The organism is Shewanella sp. WXL01 (assembly GCF_012263345.1).
Taxonomy (GTDB): Bacteria; Pseudomonadota; Gammaproteobacteria; order Enterobacterales; family Shewanellaceae; genus Shewanella; species Shewanella maritima.
In genome coordinates this window covers 208671-226584 of sequence record NZ_JAAIKQ010000005.1, presented here as the reverse complement: position 1 = coordinate 226584, position 17914 = coordinate 208671, and the positions used below count along the sequence as shown (strand labels likewise).

16 protein-coding genes are annotated in these 17914 nt (G+C 43.0%); 5 read left to right on the top strand and 11 right to left on the bottom strand.

Translation table 11 applies throughout. The features are described from left to right. Window positions 1-353: 353 nt before the first annotated feature. The 4 genes from G3R49_RS13830 to ggt form a co-directional block, all read right to left on the bottom strand. Complete coding sequence (locus G3R49_RS13830; protein ID WP_167870069.1) at window positions 354-746, bottom strand: phosphate ABC transporter substrate-binding protein; 393 nt, start codon at window positions 744-746, stop codon at window positions 354-356. 11 nt (window positions 747-757) lie between these two features. Next, the gene (locus G3R49_RS13825; protein WP_167870068.1) at window positions 758-1942 is read right to left on the bottom strand and encodes a porin; all 1185 of its coding nucleotides are present in this window, start codon (window positions 1940-1942) and stop codon (window positions 758-760) included. Window positions 1943-2031: 89 nt separating this feature from the next. After that, a complete protein-coding gene (locus tag G3R49_RS13820; RefSeq protein WP_167870067.1) occupies window positions 2032-3648 on the bottom strand; it encodes a methyl-accepting chemotaxis protein in 1617 nt (538 codons plus the stop codon). Window positions 3649-4569: 921 nt separating this feature from the next. Then, complete coding sequence (gene ggt / locus G3R49_RS13815; protein WP_348633932.1) at window positions 4570-6273, bottom strand: gamma-glutamyltransferase; 1704 nt, start codon at window positions 6271-6273, stop codon at window positions 4570-4572. 296 nt (window positions 6274-6569) lie between these two features. On the opposite strand from ggt, the gene G3R49_RS13810 reads away from it, so the two are divergent. Further along, entirely contained in the window at window positions 6570-7880 is a 1311-nt protein-coding gene (locus tag G3R49_RS13810) for a GNAT family N-acetyltransferase (protein WP_167870066.1), read from the top strand. A gap of 48 nt (window positions 7881-7928) precedes the next feature. On the opposite strand, the gene G3R49_RS13805 is transcribed toward G3R49_RS13810, so the two are convergent. From G3R49_RS13805 to G3R49_RS13775, 7 genes are all read right to left on the bottom strand, one after another. Continuing rightward, window positions 7929-8096, bottom strand: a complete 168-nt coding sequence (locus tag G3R49_RS13805) for a hypothetical protein (RefSeq protein WP_167870065.1) — start codon at window positions 8094-8096, stop codon at window positions 7929-7931. Window positions 8097-8475: 379 nt separating this feature from the next. Beyond that, entirely contained in the window at window positions 8476-8958 is a 483-nt protein-coding gene (locus G3R49_RS13800; RefSeq protein ID WP_167870064.1) for a hypothetical protein, read from the bottom strand. 202 nt (window positions 8959-9160) lie between these two features. Further along, window positions 9161-9700, bottom strand: a complete 540-nt coding sequence (locus tag G3R49_RS13795; protein WP_167870063.1) for a hypothetical protein — start codon at window positions 9698-9700, stop codon at window positions 9161-9163. Window positions 9701-9764: 64 nt separating this feature from the next. Next, a complete protein-coding gene (locus G3R49_RS13790; protein ID WP_167870062.1) occupies window positions 9765-10466 on the bottom strand; it encodes a hypothetical protein in 702 nt (233 codons plus the stop codon). A gap of 494 nt (window positions 10467-10960) precedes the next feature. Beyond that, window positions 10961-11578, bottom strand: a complete 618-nt coding sequence (locus G3R49_RS13785; protein ID WP_167870061.1) for a LysE family translocator — start codon at window positions 11576-11578, stop codon at window positions 10961-10963. A gap of 144 nt (window positions 11579-11722) precedes the next feature. Next, window positions 11723-12763, bottom strand: a complete 1041-nt coding sequence (gene hppD / locus G3R49_RS13780; protein WP_130602589.1) for a 4-hydroxyphenylpyruvate dioxygenase — start codon at window positions 12761-12763, stop codon at window positions 11723-11725. A 67-nt stretch (window positions 12764-12830) separates the two neighbouring features. Further along, window positions 12831-13991: a homogentisate 1,2-dioxygenase gene (locus tag G3R49_RS13775; RefSeq protein WP_167870060.1), complete on the bottom strand. Its 1161-nt coding sequence runs from the start codon at window positions 13989-13991 to the stop codon at window positions 12831-12833. A gap of 268 nt (window positions 13992-14259) precedes the next feature. Between G3R49_RS13775 and G3R49_RS13770 the strand changes: the two genes are divergently transcribed. From G3R49_RS13770 to G3R49_RS13755, 4 genes are all read left to right on the top strand, one after another. After that, window positions 14260-15153 (top strand): LysR family transcriptional regulator, encoded by an 894-nt coding sequence (locus tag G3R49_RS13770; protein WP_167870059.1) that lies wholly within the window; start codon window positions 14260-14262, stop codon window positions 15151-15153. 83 nt (window positions 15154-15236) lie between these two features. Beyond that, window positions 15237-15983 carry a TIGR00266 family protein gene (locus tag G3R49_RS13765; RefSeq protein WP_167870058.1) on the top strand — a complete coding sequence of 249 codons (747 nt, stop codon included), beginning with the start codon at window positions 15237-15239 and terminating at the stop codon, window positions 15981-15983. A 156-nt stretch (window positions 15984-16139) separates the two neighbouring features. After that, window positions 16140-16919 carry a hypothetical protein gene (locus tag G3R49_RS13760; protein WP_167870057.1) on the top strand — a complete coding sequence of 260 codons (780 nt, stop codon included), beginning with the start codon at window positions 16140-16142 and terminating at the stop codon, window positions 16917-16919. An 83-nt stretch (window positions 16920-17002) separates the two neighbouring features. Next, window positions 17003-17896: a LysR substrate-binding domain-containing protein gene (locus G3R49_RS13755; RefSeq protein WP_167870056.1), complete on the top strand. Its 894-nt coding sequence runs from the start codon at window positions 17003-17005 to the stop codon at window positions 17894-17896. Window positions 17897-17914 lie beyond the last annotated feature (18 nt).

Sequence of the window (17914 nt, the reverse complement as noted above, 5' to 3'; positions counted from 1 at the left end):
TCTTGCTAATCTGCAGCATTGGCATTGCTATTCTCATCTAATTGCAACCTCATCTAAGTTGCTATTTTTACGAGCTATATTTTCCAAATTGCTTCGCCTTAGAGGATAAATTTTGATTTTAAAGTTGGTGTGTCCTCCTTACTCCAAACATTATTTGTGCTCTAAACATTAGTGTATATTTGTGTGTGCTCAGTGGTATGTACATGTGTATTTGTTGGGCAAATAAAAAAGCACTTTGGTGCTTGTGAGTTAATTAGCTATATAGTGCTTGGGATAGATTTATCGCAAGGCTAGTTTTAAGAATAAGGGAGTGAGAAGTCACTCCCTTACTTAGTTAAAGACCTGCTTAAAAGCTAAGGTTTTAAGATTATCTTCACGCTGCCGTCAACGTCGGCTTCGTCGATATAACCAATCGCGTTAGCATCGCTAGCAACAGCGGCTTTCATCGCTGCGGCATCAGATACCGTTGCTGGTGGGTTGCCTTTGCCGGTAAATACTTGCTTAGACCAGTACGCTTTCAACTGAGCATCAGACTTACCTGTTACGGCGCTATGAAACTCAGAGCGAGTGGCATTACCCTCATCTAGCTCATAAACCACGTAGCTAGAACCTTTTCCTAAAAATGCTTTTTTAGCATCACCCTTTGAAATGTCAGCCGCACCTGGATTGCCAATAACAACCACAGCAGCGTTGGCTGAAACCATGCCTGCTAGACTAAGGGCGACAATTGATAATAACTTTTTCATCTTGTTGCTCCTTAGAATACTGCGTCGACTTTAACGGTATAAAGCATTGAACTGTCGTGCATTTCTAATCCAGAAAGTGCGCGGTCAATATTACCGTCTAGGCCACCATGAGAGTCACCAAAATCTGTTAGGTAAGTAACGTCGAATTTAAGTGCTACGTTATCAATAGCATCCCAACGAAGACCTGCACTGTATGCTTTACGCTCACGGTCAAAGGCGAATGCTAGAGGTGGTAGCATTGCACGCTCATCGTTATCAGTGGTTTTGTAGTAGGCCGCTGTCACGTATGGTGTGAATGCATTAATACGGTAACCCAGGGTCAGATAACCAGACTCGTTATCGGCCAGTGGGCCTTCGATTTCAACTTGGGTCCACTCAGCTACTGCAAGTAGGTTACCGTTGTCATAACTACCGCCCAGACCGATGAATTTAGACGTGGTATCACTAACTGGAACCACATCGTCGCCTAGGTACAATACACCGTCAATTTTGGTTTGTCCGTATACGGCGCGAGCAGTCCAGGTTAAGTCAGTCCAAGAGATATTGGCACCTAAGATATTGTTTAGATCTACTTTGCGTAGGTCGTCTTCAACGTCAGATTGACCACCAAAACCTTGTAAGGTTAGTGTTGAGTCTTCAAATTCAACATCATAAGCAAGATCACCACCTGTGTAAGAAGAGAAAGGCACTGGGTCATACACTTCTTTTGGTGGGCGCGCGAATGGCTGCGCATAACCAACATCTAGGTAGTCCGAGTACATAAATAGCGGTACACGCAGCTTACCTGCACGGGCTTGAATGCCGCTATCAAAGCGGTGAGATAAATAAGCCCACTCGGCTTCGATATCCCAGTCGTTGGCACCACGGGTCATTAACTGCATCACAGCTTGTGTTTGATCTGAGATTTTAAAGGTACCTTGAAAACCTAGCTTGCTGTCTTCAGTAAAGTCAGCACCCGTTGATGAATTATTGTAGCCAGCATCATTGTCTGATGTGGTGTAAGCAACACTGATAAAGCCGTTAAAACTGAACTTGTCAGCTAGGCTTTCGCGTTGCTGCTTTTGTAGAGATTTAACTTGCTGCTCCAGTTGAGCGATTTTTTTATCAGTTGCGTCATCTGCAATAGCAATAGCACTAGCAGGCAGCAGGGCAACTGAAACCGCTAAAGGAAGCGCTTTCATAGCGAAGTTGTTCATGTCTATCCTCGTCATCATCATAGTTCGCCTTTTAGGCGTTTATTTTTGCTGGCTCTTACTCGGTAAGCACCAGCAAATATTTTTTAAAATCAGACCTTAAACTGGTCTGTTATTAATTGTAGACGCTCACTGACACTTTGGATGTCATAGCTGATTGACCCCATTTCGTCAGTGGTCGATTTGACTTTAGTTGCATTGCTTTCAATCTCAGCAACGTACTGTTCAATTAGTTTAGATGTGGTGTGCTGTTCTTCAGTGGCTGCAGCAATTTGCTCGTTAACCACGGTAATTGCGCTAACTTTGTCGGTGATGCTAGTCAGTGCATCGCCAGCACGCGAGGTGGTTTTAACCCCTTCATCAGCGGTTTCAATACCGCGCTGCATAGCGTCAACAGCTTGCTTAGAGGTCGTTTGTAGCTCTTGCAGTACCTGTTGAATTTCTGTCGTCGATGCTTGAGTTCGGGAGGCGAGGGTACGTACTTCGTCGGCAACTACCGCGAAGCCCCGACCTTGTTCACCCGCACGAGCCGCTTCAATTGCTGCGTTTAGTGCCAGTAAGTTAGTTTGGTCAGCAATGCCGCGAATAGTATCTAAAATGTCATTTACGTTACTGGTAAAGGCTTCAAGTTGATTCACAACCACTGCGGTAGTTTGTACTTCTTCAGCCAATTTGTTGATGGTAGTAACAGCATCAGAAACAACGATTTGGCCTTGCTGAGATTCTTGACTCGCATTTTCTGCTTCAGCTGCCGCATTGGCTGCATACTCAGAAATTTGACTCACGCTGACAAACATTTCACGCATAGCTTGCGATATTTGCTCAATTGCTGCGTTTTGTTCTTCTACTGTTTGTTCACTGTTTTGCGAGCTGTGAAGCAGAGTATTCGAAACAGTACTTAAGCTGTCAGTGGTTTGTTTAGTATCAGCAATTGAGTCCTGTAGTTTAGACACGAACTGGTTAAACCAATGCACAAGTGGCTTAATTTCGTCTTTACCGTCATAGTCGATGCGAGCGCGCAGGTCGCCTTCACCTTCTGAGATGTTACGCAGTGAATCGGTAACATTGTTGATGGTGCCGATAATTGAGCGGCTCACAATAACGCCTAAGGCAATCATCACTAGGGCTGTGATAACACTAATAACAACGAAAAAGCTGTTGGCGTCGCTAGATGCTGCTTTAGTTGCTTCAATGCTTTGCTCAAACTGCACGGCAAATTCATCTTTCATGGTCGAGAACTGACTGACCAGTGATTGATAACGATCAGCGTTAGCTGCAGCCTGATTTTTGATTTTATTGAAATCAACGTCGTCCTTTAAAAACTCCGCAACTAATTGATTTGCATTGACGTGATAGGTTTGTAAATCGCTTTTTAATCGCTCTGTTTGCTGTCTTTGCTGTGGGAACAAGCTGCTAAGAGACGATAAGTTATCCGAGATCTGGCCAACCATTTGTGCTGCGGTATCTAGTGATTCTTCTTCACCAGTGGTTACAGCAGATTGGATGAGTTGGTCTAGTTGAAGTAACAAGCCATCGTTAATAGTAGATAAGTTCAGCGCAGGGTAGAGTTTGTACTGAATAAGATCTAGACGCTCTTCGTTACTATTACTGGTTGATTTATTAATAACAGCAGCAATAACGAACGAGATAATTGCGGCAACTGTTAACAGTGCAACGCGATGCCTAATTTTTAGGTTTGTAAGCTTCATAAATGGCCTGCAAGAAGTTTTGTTGTTTGAGTTTTATTCGTTTTATTTGGTTATTTAAACGCTCATGTTATGTATCGGCATTCTCTGATGTAAGTTTAGTGTAAAAGTTGTATTAACACCGAAACAGAGTACGGCAAATTTACCACCAAGATTGCATCCGATAACTGCAACTATTCCTTGTCTGCTCATCACTGAACCCCCTTGTTTTACTTCTAAATTATGGCTGAGGTAAAGCGATTTCTTAAATTATATACCGTACACAAAAAGATAACGTGATTTATTTCATTTGTTGTAAAAGTTAACTATTTTGTGGTGCTGTTGTTTGGCTGTAAAACGCCCATTTTATAAGGGTTGTAGTACGGTTTTAGTTTGCTGATATTTTTGTGTTTTTATGCTTTTTTATATTTAATTGGTTGATATTTGGGCTATTTATTTTGGGGAAAGATAATCGTTATCATTTAATTGCAAGGTGGGGAGAACGTTTGATGTTAAATGAGAGTAAAAGCTCTAATTTTAAATGTTATGGATTGTTAGATGATATTTTAGGTGTGGATTGTCTGTCGTGTTGCGTTATTTCAGTGGCACCAAGTCAGGTTTATTGGTTATCTGATTAGAGATTTGATTGCCAATCAGTCAAACTTTTACCGTGTTTCGTATCGGGTTGGCTGGTTTATGTTTGGTTAAATATGTAAATTGCCTTGGACTGGGTTAACAGTGTTTGGAAAGGCGCAAATAAAATAAGTTGCGCTAAGGTCGACTTTGTATACATGGCACTATTTGTTAGTTCAGTAATACAGTTTGACAGCGGCGTTAGTATGGATATGGTCACCGGCATAACATGTTCAGTGACAGACTTTGCTTTCGAAATAAAGCGCGCTTGAAACCAACAAAAAGCCTCAAGCGCATGCAGAGAGTATGAGGTTAGTAACCTAAGGTTTGTGCGCCAGCTCTTCGAGGATCAGAAGCGCCAAACTTTCCATCTTCAGTGACGACAATCGATTGAGTGCTGCCAATTGAGTTACCAACCTTAACTTTATGCCCCTTAGACTCAAGCAGTTTAATGGTGTCTTGGTTCAATGAGCGTTCAACACGAAGATAATCAGGCAGCCATTGATGGTGAACCCTTGGCGCAGCCGTAGCTTCGGCAATATTTAGTCCATGATCGATAACGTTCATAATGATCTGTAAGGTAATATTGATAATGCGTGAACCGCCTGGGCTACCGGTAATGATATAAGGCTTACCGTCTTTCATTACGATAGTTGGGCTCATTGAGCTTAGCGGGCGCTTGTTACCTGCAACGGAGTTGGCTTCACCGCCAATGAGTCCATAGGCGTTGGGTGTACCAGGCTTAGCTGAAAAGTCATCCATTTCGTTATTAAGTAAAATACCAGTGCCCGCTGCCACTAATCCTGAACCATAACTAAAGTTCAGCGTGTAAGTGTTAGATACTGCGTTGCCCCACTTATCGACTACTGAATAGTGGGTGGTTTGGTTACTTTCATAAGGTGCAAGTTTGCCTGGCTTAATTTCTGCGCTTGGCGTGGTTTTATTAATGGTAAATTTGTCGGCTAATGATTTAGCGTAGCTTTTATTGGTGAGTTCAGAAACTGGTACTTTTACAAAATCTGGATCACCCAAAAACTCTGAACGGTCGGCATAGGCGTACTTCATTGATTCTGTCATCAAATGCAAGGTGTCAGCTGTGTTATGGCCAAGCTTATCGATAGGGAATTGCTCAAGCATATTGAGCATTTGAATAATGTGCGTTCCACCAGATGATGGTGGTGGCATTGAAACCACTTTATAGCCACGATATTCGCCAGATACCGGCTCACGCTCGACTACGCTGTAGTTTTTCATATCTTGTAAGGTCATTATGCCGCCAGCTTGCTGCACTGCAGCAACAATCTTTTCGGCTGTTTCTCCTTGGTAAAAACCTTTGTTGCCGTGCTTAGCGATTAAGCTTAATGAGTGCGCCAGATCTGGCTGTTTTAGCACGTCACCAATATCAAAGTTACTGCCATCTGGACGATAAAAAATTGCCTTAGAGCTTGGCCACTGACTAATACGACGCTTAAGCCCTGCAAGAGATGTTGCTAGATCTGAGGTCACGCTGATGCCGTTTTTAGCCAAGCTAATTGCTGGCGCTATGACTTGTTCGAGCTCCATGGTGCCGTATTTCTCTAACGCCAAAGACATGCCCATAACTGTGCCTGGTACGCCAATGGCTAAGCCATGCTCACGGCTTAGCTTTTTATCTGCATCGCCTTGTTCATTTAGAAACATATCGCGATGTGCTTTGTTGGGCGCAACTTCACGGTAATCGATAGCGACGGTTTTGTTCTCTTTCGCTAAATGCACCAACATAAAGCCGCCACCGCCTAGGTTGCCTGCTCGCGGCAAAGTCACAGCGAGGGCATAACCAACTGCAACAGCTGCATCTACTGCATTGCCGCCTTGTTTTAAAATGTCGACGCCAATTTGGGTGGCTAGCGCTTCTTGAGACGACACCATGCCGTGTTTGGCGTAAATGGGTTGCGCGGTGGCTTTAGAGCTATAAATAGACGCTTCGCGGGCTTGACTGGTTTGTGGCAGTACAGCTGAGCCAATTGAAAAGCTAATGACGGCTGCTGATAAGCACAGCGAGATTTTCGAAAAGTTGGGCACGGGTGTTCCTAATTGTCTTCCTTAATACCAAAACAATGTGCCATAGGCTTAATTAAATTGGTATCGTGTTGTTTAAAAAACTATTTACCGATAGTTTTATCTCGACTAGCCCGCTTAGTGATGGTCGGTAAAAAATGAGTCACTTAATATGATCTAATAAGCATGAGTCGTTAAAAATGAGCTAATGGAAAAGCTAAGCTTTTAGCATGAAGCACAGTAAATAGCATGACGCAGAGTAATCAGACCGTACCATGACACAAAGTAATCAAACTCAAGATGACACAGAGACAAAGCAGCCTAATAATGCTGAATTTAATAGCCTATTTTCCAAGCAGCTAGAGATACATCACTTCGCCTCGATTGCTGAAATTGGCCAGGTTAATTGGGATGCTCTAATGGCGAGTGATAACCCGTTTTGTTGCTACGCTTATTTGCATGCTTTAGAGGCCAGTGGCTGTGTGTCTGAGCGCTCGGGTTGGCAAGTGTTTCATCTAGGGATAAAACAAACTGAGAGCGATACCTTAATTGCGGTTATGCCGCTTTATATAAAGCAGCACTCTTGGGGCGAGTATGTATTTGATTGGGCATGGGCTGAGGCATATGAGCGGCACGAGGTTGAGTATTACCCAAAGCTTGTAAGCTCAATTCCGTTTACGCCAGCAACTGGCCCGAGGTTAGCTATATCTCAAGCATTGACTGAGCAGCAGATCTTAATGCTTCGCGCTAAAGTAGCTGAACATTTGCAGCAGCTGTGCAGTGAGCATTTTTCTTCCTGGCATCAGTTATTTGTGCCTAAAACTGATATTGGCAGTTTACAAAAGGGCATGTTTGCACGCTTAGGTACGCAATTTCATTGGCATAACCGTGGACTGGACAATGCTGATAGTATTCAAAAACAAAGCTTGAGCAATAGTGGTGAAAGCTCGCTAAAGGCAAATAGCTTAGCCTATTCGGATTTTAGTGATTTCACCCAAACCATGACATCGCGCAAGCGCAAAATGATTAATAAAGAAAGGCAAAAGGTTGTTGACGCAGGAATTCAATTTGAGTTTATCTCAGGCGAGCAGGTAACCGAGCAACAGTGGCAAACCTTTTACCTTTGTTATCAGCAAACCTATTTAAAGCGCTCAGGTCATCAAGGCTATCTAAACTTGGCGTTTTTCATAGAGCTTGGAAAGACCATGTCCAAGCAAATTCAGTTATTGGTAGCGACAGACAACACAGGCAATACCGTTGCGATGGCGTTGTATTTTACTTCTGCAACTCATCTATACGGTCGTTATTGGGGCGCACTAGTAGAAGTTGACGGGCTGCATTTTGAAGCTTGTTATTATCAAGGCATCGAGTATGCGATTAAAAATCAATTGGCGGTGTTTGAGGCTGGCGCCCAAGGAGAGCACAAGGTGGCGCGAGGTTTTGTGCCTGTGGCAACTCACTCATTGCATCATGTGGCGCACTCAGGTTTTGCTAACGCGATTGAAGATTATTGCCTGCAAGAGGCGGGTCATATGAAAGTTTATATGGCAGAGCTAGCTAAGCAATTACCATTTAAAACCAATTAGCCAGACTTTTGAGTCTGGCTAATTTGGGCGCAGAGCATTGACTCAAAGCTATAGAGAAAGCCCCATTCCTGCCTCAACAGCTAGAGTAATGGCAGTGATAGCCACTGCAGTAACAAAGCACACTTTAATCATTGAGTTAAAGGTACCCATAAAATAATTCACTTGTTTACGCATGACGCGTTTGCGCGTGTTATGGCGCATTGCTTTCGTTGCCATCATTATTCCTTAACCTGCTCTAGAGTCACCCTAAATTGTTAATGGGCGACTAAAATTACGCGTGAAGATTTGGGCGGAATATACGTAAAATCAAATGTCTAAAGTGTTATCTAGATAACACTTTTTTATGTTGGTTGACGTCAGGCCGGAAATAATTGCTGAATGTAAAATGTACGTTAACGGTTGGTTTTTGAACTGTGTGTGAACTGGATCGTTTTTGTTTGAGAATTGAGCTTTTTTCTGGCGGGATTGTTGCTTCCCATATTGTTTACCATTAGTACAATGCCTATTAGTTTTGTAAATAGTTTATTGCCAGAGTAGTTTTAAAAGCTGGCACTGGTTTCGAATTAGCCCCTTGATTGGTGGGGGCGCATTCGGACTAACGGGAGACTATTACGTGGTATTCCTTACCTGTATTCCACTCATAGTCAACTTTGAATGAGTATGTTACTCCCGATGCTGACAAGTCTACGTTCTTACCTAGTTTTATTGAGTCAACCAATTTAGATAAGACACTGCTATCTATACCAATTTTAAGAATATATCTGTAGGTATCGTTTGCTAAACTCTCTAAAGCACTTTGTTCTTTTTTGAGGTCGTTAACATTAAGTACTATTTTGAATCGAGTGGCTTCTTGAGACGTACCATATGCATATATTGCAATGTTGTTAGCCATAGGACTGCCTGTCAGCTCTTTGTAGCTAGACCAACATGCGTGAGTCTCTTGGCCGGATGGCCATTTGTCTTTTATATACGTATTAAAGGCGTACCCTGTTAGCTCGCACACATCAGTATCCTCTGCATGTGCTGTAGCTGTGATCATGAGTAGTAATAACAGTGTAGAAAGTGGTTGCTTAAGCATAAGATTAGTTTTCCAGTTTTGTCGTTAAGCTTGAAGCCTCTATTTAGGTTGTAAAGGCGTGTTTTTTAGTAGCAAGATACTGATAAGATTTTTAGGCAAGAGCCGAATCGTTACCCATGATGCGATGTCTTAAGAAAACATAGCCTCCTAAAGTGATTTCTTGGTGCTGCCTGAAAATTAATTAGTTTTGTGAGCTAATATTTCATTTATTTTGTTTTATAAAAGATCCTTTATCGCATGAGGTTTCGAGCCACTTAGCCGCGCTGGTAAACCCTGATAAAGATATGGTAAACGTATGTTTTTCTTCTCCTTGAGATGTTCGAATCTTCATCGTGTTGCCTGCTTTTGCATCAGCAAGAAAGTCTTCTGCGCTAAACCCTAGTGCTAAGGTATATGGGTAGAGTCCAGTTGTAGATGTTCGCACTCCCGATTTATCAGTTTTCCACTTTACATCGATATCCTTGCTCTTATTGAAAGCAGATCCTAATGTTTTATTTAGCACGTTATCCTCTCGCGCTGAGACTTCGAAGCGGTTACCCTCGCAGCTGACGGCCACACTTCCATGGTTCCCAACTTTGTGGAAAATAACCCAAGATACGGGACGTTCTTCAAAGGTGTCTATGATTTCATTGGCTACCCAAGATCCAAAAGTATTTATATAGATATTCTCGAAATTATTTTCGGCAGCTTGGGTGACGAATGTTGTTGCAGCTAAAGATACAACACTTAAAACTTTTTTCATTTGGTTAATCCATAGAAATTTAAAGAGCTGCAATGATAGCTCTATCTTGGTTGCACTTACTTATTTAGCGTTCACCGTCAAAGTGGTGGGATTGAACTTCTCCGTACATGTTTGCCATGCAAACAAGCTCTTTTACTCTTTGATTGGTATCAAAAAACAGTATGTGGTGCTCGTATCCACCGTTGTTTAGTTTGTATGTCCAACGGTCATCTACCTTGTCTTGTCCATACATGAATGATAATGCCCAGCAATTGTCCTCCACATTCTTCTGACCGTAGAACAGCCCTTTGTAGTGGTTAAGCTTATCTTTGTATATTTGGTTTTCTGGGTACATACAAGACAAGTATTCATAGCCTTGATAGTTGCCTGAGTGGTCTGAGGCTGGCAATGCCTTAACACGTGCTATCTCTTCTTCAATACGATTGATCATTCCGTTAATAGTTTCTACTAGCTGAGTATATTCAGCATTGGTTAGACCGTCATCTGCATCCCAATCATCCTTGTTCCATACGTCCTTAGTGCAAAAGTCTATTGAGTCATCAAAGAATGGTACTTCTAGAAGGTCTAATTTGGGGTGCTCACTTAACAACGCGCTAAGGTTAGCTTTAGGGCTGCGATTAGCCACACGGTTCACCTGTTCGATTGTTATAGGTGCTGTTGACTCTGTCACATGTTCTGGCTCATTGCTTGATGAGCATGATTTAAACACTAACACCATGATGATTAATCCCACTATGCCTTGGATTGTATCTTTTACTTTTTGCATATGTTTATCCTAATTATGTGCCCATAAGGAGCGTAGCGATGCTTTATTTGATGAATAGATACAATTCCTTTCGCATACTCATTCAGTTTTCTCAGTTCAATTTCTTGTGATCTGTTTGGGCTAGATTGTTTTCAACAACTTCGTTGCAGTCACCTCTACTCAGATACTCTTCCTGTGCCTAGTAAGGTCCGGTCTATCCGATGTTACCCGCATGCCTATTTGTTCATTACTTGCTCAGTTTTAATGAAAGTATTTAAATCAATTAGCGGCGATTAGAGTTGATTGCATTGACAGAGTGTTTAGATAGAGAAAATCATATGTGTTTCATTCACAAGAATATTTTGGGCGAGTATATTAGACGGCAGTTTTAAAGATGTTCCCCAGAGAACACTTGAGGGAAACAAGTGAGGTTATCGCATTGTAAGTCGCTTTGTGTTGTTATCTGGTTAAGGTGTGGTTGCGGGGTTGTGTTGGGCGTGTTGTTTTAATGAGCATTACCCCAAAGCCAGCCAGGCGCCAACACCTATCATCAAACTACCGGCAATGCGGTTCATTAGTTTGATGTTGCCATCTTTAGCTAGAAATAATTTAAGGGTTTTGCCGCCCGCAGCATAAGCCATCATGCTGGTAAATTCAGTCACCATGATAATGCTCAGTAAGACAACAAGCTGAGTGCTGATTTCTTTATTTACATCGATAAAGGGCGGCAGCAGGGAAATCATAAATGCCCAACCTTTGGGATTAGCTACAGCTGTAATGAAGCCTTGTGAGGCTAGGGCGAGTCTGTGGGTATTGATTTGCTGATTATCAACAATTGCCATTTTTCCTTTTGATTGCCACATGTTGACGCCAATGTACGCAAGATAGGCGCCACCAACCCATTTCAGCAGGTTAAATATCTCTGGGTAGTTAAGCATGATACTGGCAACGCCAAATACGGCGGCAATCGCTACACTTGCCACCCCAACCAGTTCGCCTAGCATCATCCACAGCGTGCGGCGCACACCAACACTCATGCCTAATGTCATCGCCAATGTCATACACATGCCTGGGGTAATCGACACAAAAAAGAAGGTAGGAATAAATACGGCAAGTACGGCTAATTCTGGCATGTTTTAGTTCAGTATGAGTTGAGTCTTAGGCAGCTGCGGATTCTAACCGTGATAAAAAACAAAAACCAGCACTAGGCTGGTTTTTGACGTAGATGGCCTTTGTAAAAAGCTGCTTGCTTAAAAGCCGCTTGGAAAGGCTAGTTATTAAAGCACACCGCGGCGCATTTGATCGCGCTCGATTGATTCAAATAGTGCCTGGAAGTTACCTTCACCGAAACCTAGGTTATTTTTACGCTGAATGATCTCAATAAAGATTGGACCAAATAGGTTTTGAGTAAAGATTTGTAATAGGTAACCGTTTTCGTCACCGTCACACAGAATTTGGTGATGCTTGATACGCTCACGATCTTCGGTCACTTGCGGTAGTTTTTCAAAGATAGTGTCGTAATACTCAGGAATAATATCCAAGGTGCGAATTGAGGTGTTTTCCATCGCATCGAGTGACGCAACAATGTCGCGGCTACGGAATGCTAGGTGCTGTACACCTGGGCCATTGTATTCGTTTAGGTACTCATCAATTTGGTTATTGTTGTTACCTTTACCTTCGTTAATTGGGATACAGAAGCTGCCATCTGGCGAACGCAGAGCATAAGAAACCAGTGCAGTTTGTACGCCGCTAATGTCAAAGTAACGTACTTCAGTGAAACCGAAGATATCCTTATAAAAGTTTGCCCACTTCTCCATAGTGCCTTTGTAGACATTGTTGGTTAGGTGGTCGACTTCCATAAAGCCCTTGTCTGGGATAACCATAGGGTTTTCTAGATCTTCAAAGTCAGTTTGGTAGATGTTGTTGTCTTCGCCAAACACGTCAATGAAGTAAATTAAGCTGTCGCCAATACCATAAATTGCTGGGTATGGCATATCTTTACTTGCATCGTCTGCAGGCTTAGCACCGCGCTCTACTGCAGATTTAAATGCAAATTCAGCATCTTCTACACGCCAGCCCATCGAGCAAATAGCAGGGCCGTGAGACTTAGCAAACTCTGATGAAAAACCTTCGCGACCACGGTTCAATAGAAAGTTGATGTCGTTTTGCTTGTAGTAAAAGATGTCTTTATCTTTTGATTTTTTCAGCATTGAAAAACCAAAGTCGATAAAAGTTTGGTGCATAAAATCAGTATCTGGGCTGGCAAACTCAGTAAATTCAATACCAAGTAAGCCAAGTGGGTTTTGTTCGCTAGCCATGATGTTTTCCTCTTGTTCTTGTCGCCCATCACCTTTAGTGATTTGGGTTAGGCTTTTATGTTTGTTCTTAGTCTTCTAACCAAGAGCGATTGTAGTCTTGACTCATGCATTGCTGTACATGGGTCGTAAGCTGTAATGGTGCAAAAGTGTCTACCATTACCGCGTATTCATAGGTTTCTTTTTTGCCGATTGACGCTTCGGTTTTGCCAGGTTGCGGCCCGTGAGGCACGCCTTTTTGATGTAGCGTCATAGACCCAGGTTCAATGCCGGTGCGACTCATAAAGTCACCATCGACGTAGTAGAGCACTTCGTCGCTGTCGATGTTATTGTGATAGTAAGGCGCTGGAATCGACTTCTCGTGGAAGTCATATAAGCGAGGTACAAAGTTACAAACCACGAAGTTATGGGCAGTAAACACGATGTGATCTGATGGTGGCAGGTGGATTTTGCCAACCTTAGGTGCATACTCTGTGATATTGAATGCCCATGGGTACACAAAGCCATCCCAACCTACAAGGTCAAATGGGTGCCATTCAAGGGTAGTGAGCTGGTATTTATCACCAAACTTACATACCAGTGGAAACTCACCTTTTTCAACGACTGCCTCAGCAAGCTCAGGCACGCGGAAATCGCGTTCGCAATAAGGGGCAGACTCAGTTAACTGGCCATAGTCATTTCTAAAGTGCTTAGGAATTTCCACCATAGATGCTGACTCAATAACAAATAAACGCACGTTATTGAAGTCGTTAAATTTAAGCTGGTAGATGGTGCCGCGTGGGATCACGAGATAGTCCCATTTTTTGACCGCAAGTTCGCCATATTCGCTGTAAAGTGTGCCTTCACCTTCGTGGACAAAAATCACTTCGTCGCAATAAGCGTTACGGTAAAACTCGTCTGTTGCTTTAGTGACTTTGGCGGTATACATGGCAACATCATTATTAAAGAAAATCTTGTTGCGAGCGCTGAAGAAGTTGCCTTGGGTGTCGGCTTTTTTCGAGTCTAATTTATAGTTTTGGATCAGTGCATCTTGCCACGCTTCACCGTGATTAACCGAGTAAGGTGCTACATCAATTGCCTTGGTTGGCATATTGTGGTGATACTTGTTGGAGTAAATATTGGAAAAGCCATGAGTTGAGAACAACTCTTCGCGGTACAGCTCGCCGTTGTCTTTTTCAAAGGCAATATGGCGCTTGTTGGGGATTTGGCCTTGTTTTACGTAAAATGGCATTAGCAGTTCCTTTTAATCCTTTCACTTAACCTTACAAACACATCGTTATTGGTTTTAGTTCAGTTTGTGGGTCGTAGTTTTGCCCGACAACTCTTGCTGGTTACCGTGCTAACTACAGCAGTTACTTCAGTTAAATTGTGATCTAGCTAACAATCTAGTTGCTCGCTTGAACAAAAAAAAGAATAATAAGTCGTGCAACTCAATCTAAAAATTAGATGGTTAACTTTGCTTTACAACTTTGTCAAAGTGCTTTGACAGCGGAGGACGTATGAGAATAGATGTTGATGCCTTTAACGTACTGCAAGTACTTGTTGAAGAGGGCAGTTTTGCCAAGGCATCTGAGCGTTTGCATAAGGCGCAGTCTGCGGTGAGTTATCAGGTTAAAAAGCTTGAACAACACCTTGGTGTCACTCTGTTCAATCGCGACAAGTATCGAGCTGAGTTAACCCCTGAAGGTAAGGTGATACTGGCAGAAGGGCAAAGATTGCTGCAGCACCTTGCCAATATTGAGCATTTAGCTACACGTTTTAGTGATGGTTGGGAGCCTAAGCTTGAATTGGTGATCGATGGTGCCTTGCCAATGGAGCCAATTATGACGGCGCTTAAACGTATGAGCGAGTATCAAATACCCACTAAAATTCAGCTGAATATGGAGTTTTTAGGCGGTGTACAACACAGATTTGAGCGAGATAAAGCAGACTTAATGCTGGTAAAAGATTATCGCACTGGCCCTAACTATCAACCGACGGCACTGCCAGCTATTACTAGTTTACTGGTGGTGGCAAATGAACATCCGTTATCTCATCAGACCGATATTAGTCTTAGTGATTTACAGCAGCATGTTGAGTTAACCATTGAAGATTCATCGCCAATTAAGCGCGACAAAGACGAGATGCAATTTGGTGGCGATAAGGTGTTCTACCTTTCTGGCTTTATTATGAAGAAGAATGCCTTACTTAAGGGCTTAGGTTTTGGTTGGATGCCAGATTTTTTGATTGCAGATGAGTTAGCAAGTGAACAACTCAAACTGGTCGATTTTAGAGGTGGTAATCGTTTTAAATTTACCCCGCAGTTAGTGTCGACTCATGAGCGACCGCTCGGGCGTGCGGGCAAGCTGTTTACTTCATTAATTATTGAAGAATTCGCTTTATATCAGCACTAGCGAGAATGACGGATTATAAGGTTAGCCACAGCTCAGTTTGTCAGTTATGGTAGTGCAAGTAATTCAGACTCAAGGAGTGAAAAATGTCTAAAACCTGTCATGAAGTCGATTATGAAATCATTGGCAACAGCATGCAGCTGGTGGAAGTTGAGCTAGACCCACGCGAGGTAGTTATCGCCGAGGCTGGCGCCATGAGCTACATGGAGCAAGATATAAATTTTGAAGCCAAGATGGGAGATGGCTCTGAAATGGAATCGGGCTTTTTCGGTAAGTTAATGGGCGCAGGCAAGCGTATGTTAACCGGCGAAAGCTTGTTTATGACGCACTTTAGTAACCAAGGTGGGCAAAAGCGTAAAGTGGCGTTTGCTGCGCCAAACCCAGGTACGATTCTCGCTATTGATTTAGCTGAGCATGGCAATGAGCTTATTTGTCAAAAAGATGCATTTTTAGCCGCAGCTTTGGGCACACAGGTGTCGATGACGTTTAGTCGTAAACTTGGAGCAGGCTTTTTTGGCGGCGAAGGCTTTATTTTACAAAAGTTAAGCGGTGATGGCATGGCGTTTGTTCACGCAGGTGGCACCTTAATTAAAAAAGAACTCAACGGCGAAACCTTAAGAGTCGATACCGGTTGTCTTGTAGGGTTCACGCCGGGCATAGATTATGACATTGAACGCGCAGGCTCACTTAAGTCGATGTTTTTAGGTGGTGAAGGGCTATTCTTAGCGACACTAAGCGGTCACGGCACGGTATGGTTACAAAGCTTGCCATTCTCGCGTATGGCGGATCGTATTATTGCCCACGCGCCAAGCCTGCACGCCGATAAAGGCTAAGTCAGCCACACTAAGATAGACCAAAGTGCTAAAAGAAACACTAAAGGGTTAAGCAGTTGCTTAGCCCTTTTTTGTGCTTTCAAGAACGGAGTTGAGCTGCCGAATATGTGAAGCTTTTATCATTAGTAGGTTTATGGGAATCAAATGATGCTATTGATGAAAGGTAGATTGGTACAGTATCGCTTGGATTTGAGGATTACTCTTGCTCTAACTGCGCTTACTCTGGCTGGTTGCACTTCAAATTTTGTTAACGAAATTGATGCTTACCCTAGCGACAACAGTGAATATTTGGCAATTAAAACAGGCATAGCACAGTCAGATATTGAGCAATACTGTCATCAGGCGCCTGCTTTAAGTTGCACTCTGGATGTGACAGGCAATATTCAGGCGCGTGTGCAGCTTAACTACCGCTTTGCTAATTGGGGCTCAGGTGGTTATGAACAAGTGATAATCTCAGGTTCAGTTATTCCGCAAGTAAAAATGGTCAAATCAAAGCTTGTGAGCGCAAAGCACAGCGGTAAGGCTGAGCCTACCTTGGCTCCTGAATTAACCTTAAAGTTGGGTTTTGGCGTCGCAGTTGAACAAGTGTTGGCTGGCGATACTGATTTACTTAGCTTAACCCATGAGAAAGCTGCCTATGGGTTATCTGGGGGAAGAGGCTATCGCGATAAAACGGTAACAGGTAAAGTGAATGGAGAGTTTGTGCATGTCACCTTGCCACGTAAAACTGCTACCTATGCCGTTCGCACCGACGAGTCTGTGACATTCGCCGACCCTGAGCAAGTGATAACCTTATTACAAGCAACCAATAAACTGCAGTTGAACAGTTTAAGTGCAAGCCATGGCCGCTACGAGTTTGACATTCCTTTATCTGATGATGCAAAGCAAGTGTTACTCAAGCTAGCTAACTTTCAGCATGTTATAAATAACAATTAAGCTCTATACATTATCTTAAATTGGAGAGTTGACTTGTTTTATACTGTTGCCGATTTAAAGTTCGACAAACATAAAAGGTCATTATGTTAAACCGCTCTGAAGATCTAACTATTTTAATCGCTGTTGCTGAGCATGGCGGCTTTAGCGCTGCAGCGAATGCACTCGATATTCAAGTCGCTAAAGTCTCGCGCAGTGTCAGTCGAATCGAGTCCAATCTCGGGGTGAGCTTAATTAATCGCACTACGCGTAAAATCGAGCTGACAGAAGAGGGCAAGCAGTTTATTCATTCAGTGCGTCAAGCGCTAAATCAGGTTGATCTGGCAGAGCAAGCTGTGATCAACCTTGGACACAAGCCTGCAGGCAAATTAAGAGTTGATGCCGCTACGCCATTTGTGCTGCATCAGTTAGTGCCTTTAGTCGCCGAGTTTAGACAAGCTTACCCTGATATTGAGCTGCAACTGACGTCAAATGAAGGCTATGTTGATTTAATTGAGAACCGCACCGATCTTGCTATTCGTATTGGTCGCCTGCATGACTCGAGTATGCATGCCAGTAGCCTTGGTAAAAGCAAGTTGCATTTGGTTGCATCGCCTTATTATCTTGAAAAGTATGGCAACCTTAATGACGTGGCGGAGCTAAGTCAGCATCAGCTTATTGGCTTTAGCGATATTAAGCAGCTAAATATATGGCCTTTACCGGGCTTTGAATCGGCTGTACAAGCAGGGCAAATGCAGCTTAGTTGCAGCAATGGTGAAACCATGCGTCAGCTTGTTTTGGCAGGCAATGGCATTGCTTGTCTGTCTAACTTTATGGTGGCGAACGATATTGCCTCAGGCAAGTTAGTATCTGTGTTGGCAGATAAGTTGATTGCCAACAGTGATAGAGAAAATGTCAGCGCGGTTTATTATCGCTCTTCAGCGGTATCGAGCCGTATTTCAGCATTTATTGAATTCATCAAACCAAGATTGGCGCTGTAACCCTTGCCTCATCATCGG

Coding starts and splice junctions, on each gene's coding strand:
- G3R49_RS13810 (WP_167870066.1), top strand. CDS start 6,570: ATGACACAAAGTAATCAAACTCAAGATGACACAGAGACAAAGCAGCCT.
- G3R49_RS13785 (WP_167870061.1), bottom strand. CDS start 11,578: ATGCCAGAATTAGCCGTACTTGCCGTATTTATTCCTACCTTCTTTTTT.
- G3R49_RS13820 (WP_167870067.1), bottom strand. CDS start 3,648: ATGAAGCTTACAAACCTAAAAATTAGGCATCGCGTTGCACTGTTAACA.
- G3R49_RS13805 (WP_167870065.1), bottom strand. CDS start 8,096: ATGGCAACGAAAGCAATGCGCCATAACACGCGCAAACGCGTCATGCGT.
- hppD (WP_130602589.1), bottom strand. CDS start 12,763: ATGGCTAGCGAACAAAACCCACTTGGCTTACTTGGTATTGAATTTACT.
- G3R49_RS13830 (WP_167870069.1), bottom strand. CDS start 746: ATGAAAAAGTTATTATCAATTGTCGCCCTTAGTCTAGCAGGCATGGTT.
- G3R49_RS13760 (WP_167870057.1), top strand. CDS start 16,140: ATGAAAGGTAGATTGGTACAGTATCGCTTGGATTTGAGGATTACTCTT.
- G3R49_RS13825 (WP_167870068.1), bottom strand. CDS start 1,942: ATGAACAACTTCGCTATGAAAGCGCTTCCTTTAGCGGTTTCAGTTGCC.
- G3R49_RS13765 (WP_167870058.1), top strand. CDS start 15,237: ATGTCTAAAACCTGTCATGAAGTCGATTATGAAATCATTGGCAACAGC.
- G3R49_RS13800 (WP_167870064.1), bottom strand. CDS start 8,958: ATGCTTAAGCAACCACTTTCTACACTGTTATTACTACTCATGATCACA.
- G3R49_RS13775 (WP_167870060.1), bottom strand. CDS start 13,991: ATGCCATTTTACGTAAAACAAGGCCAAATCCCCAACAAGCGCCATATT.
- G3R49_RS13770 (WP_167870059.1), top strand. CDS start 14,260: ATGAGAATAGATGTTGATGCCTTTAACGTACTGCAAGTACTTGTTGAA.
- G3R49_RS13790 (WP_167870062.1), bottom strand. CDS start 10,466: ATGCAAAAAGTAAAAGATACAATCCAAGGCATAGTGGGATTAATCATC.
- G3R49_RS13795 (WP_167870063.1), bottom strand. CDS start 9,700: ATGAAAAAAGTTTTAAGTGTTGTATCTTTAGCTGCAACAACATTCGTC.
- G3R49_RS13755 (WP_167870056.1), top strand. CDS start 17,003: ATGTTAAACCGCTCTGAAGATCTAACTATTTTAATCGCTGTTGCTGAG.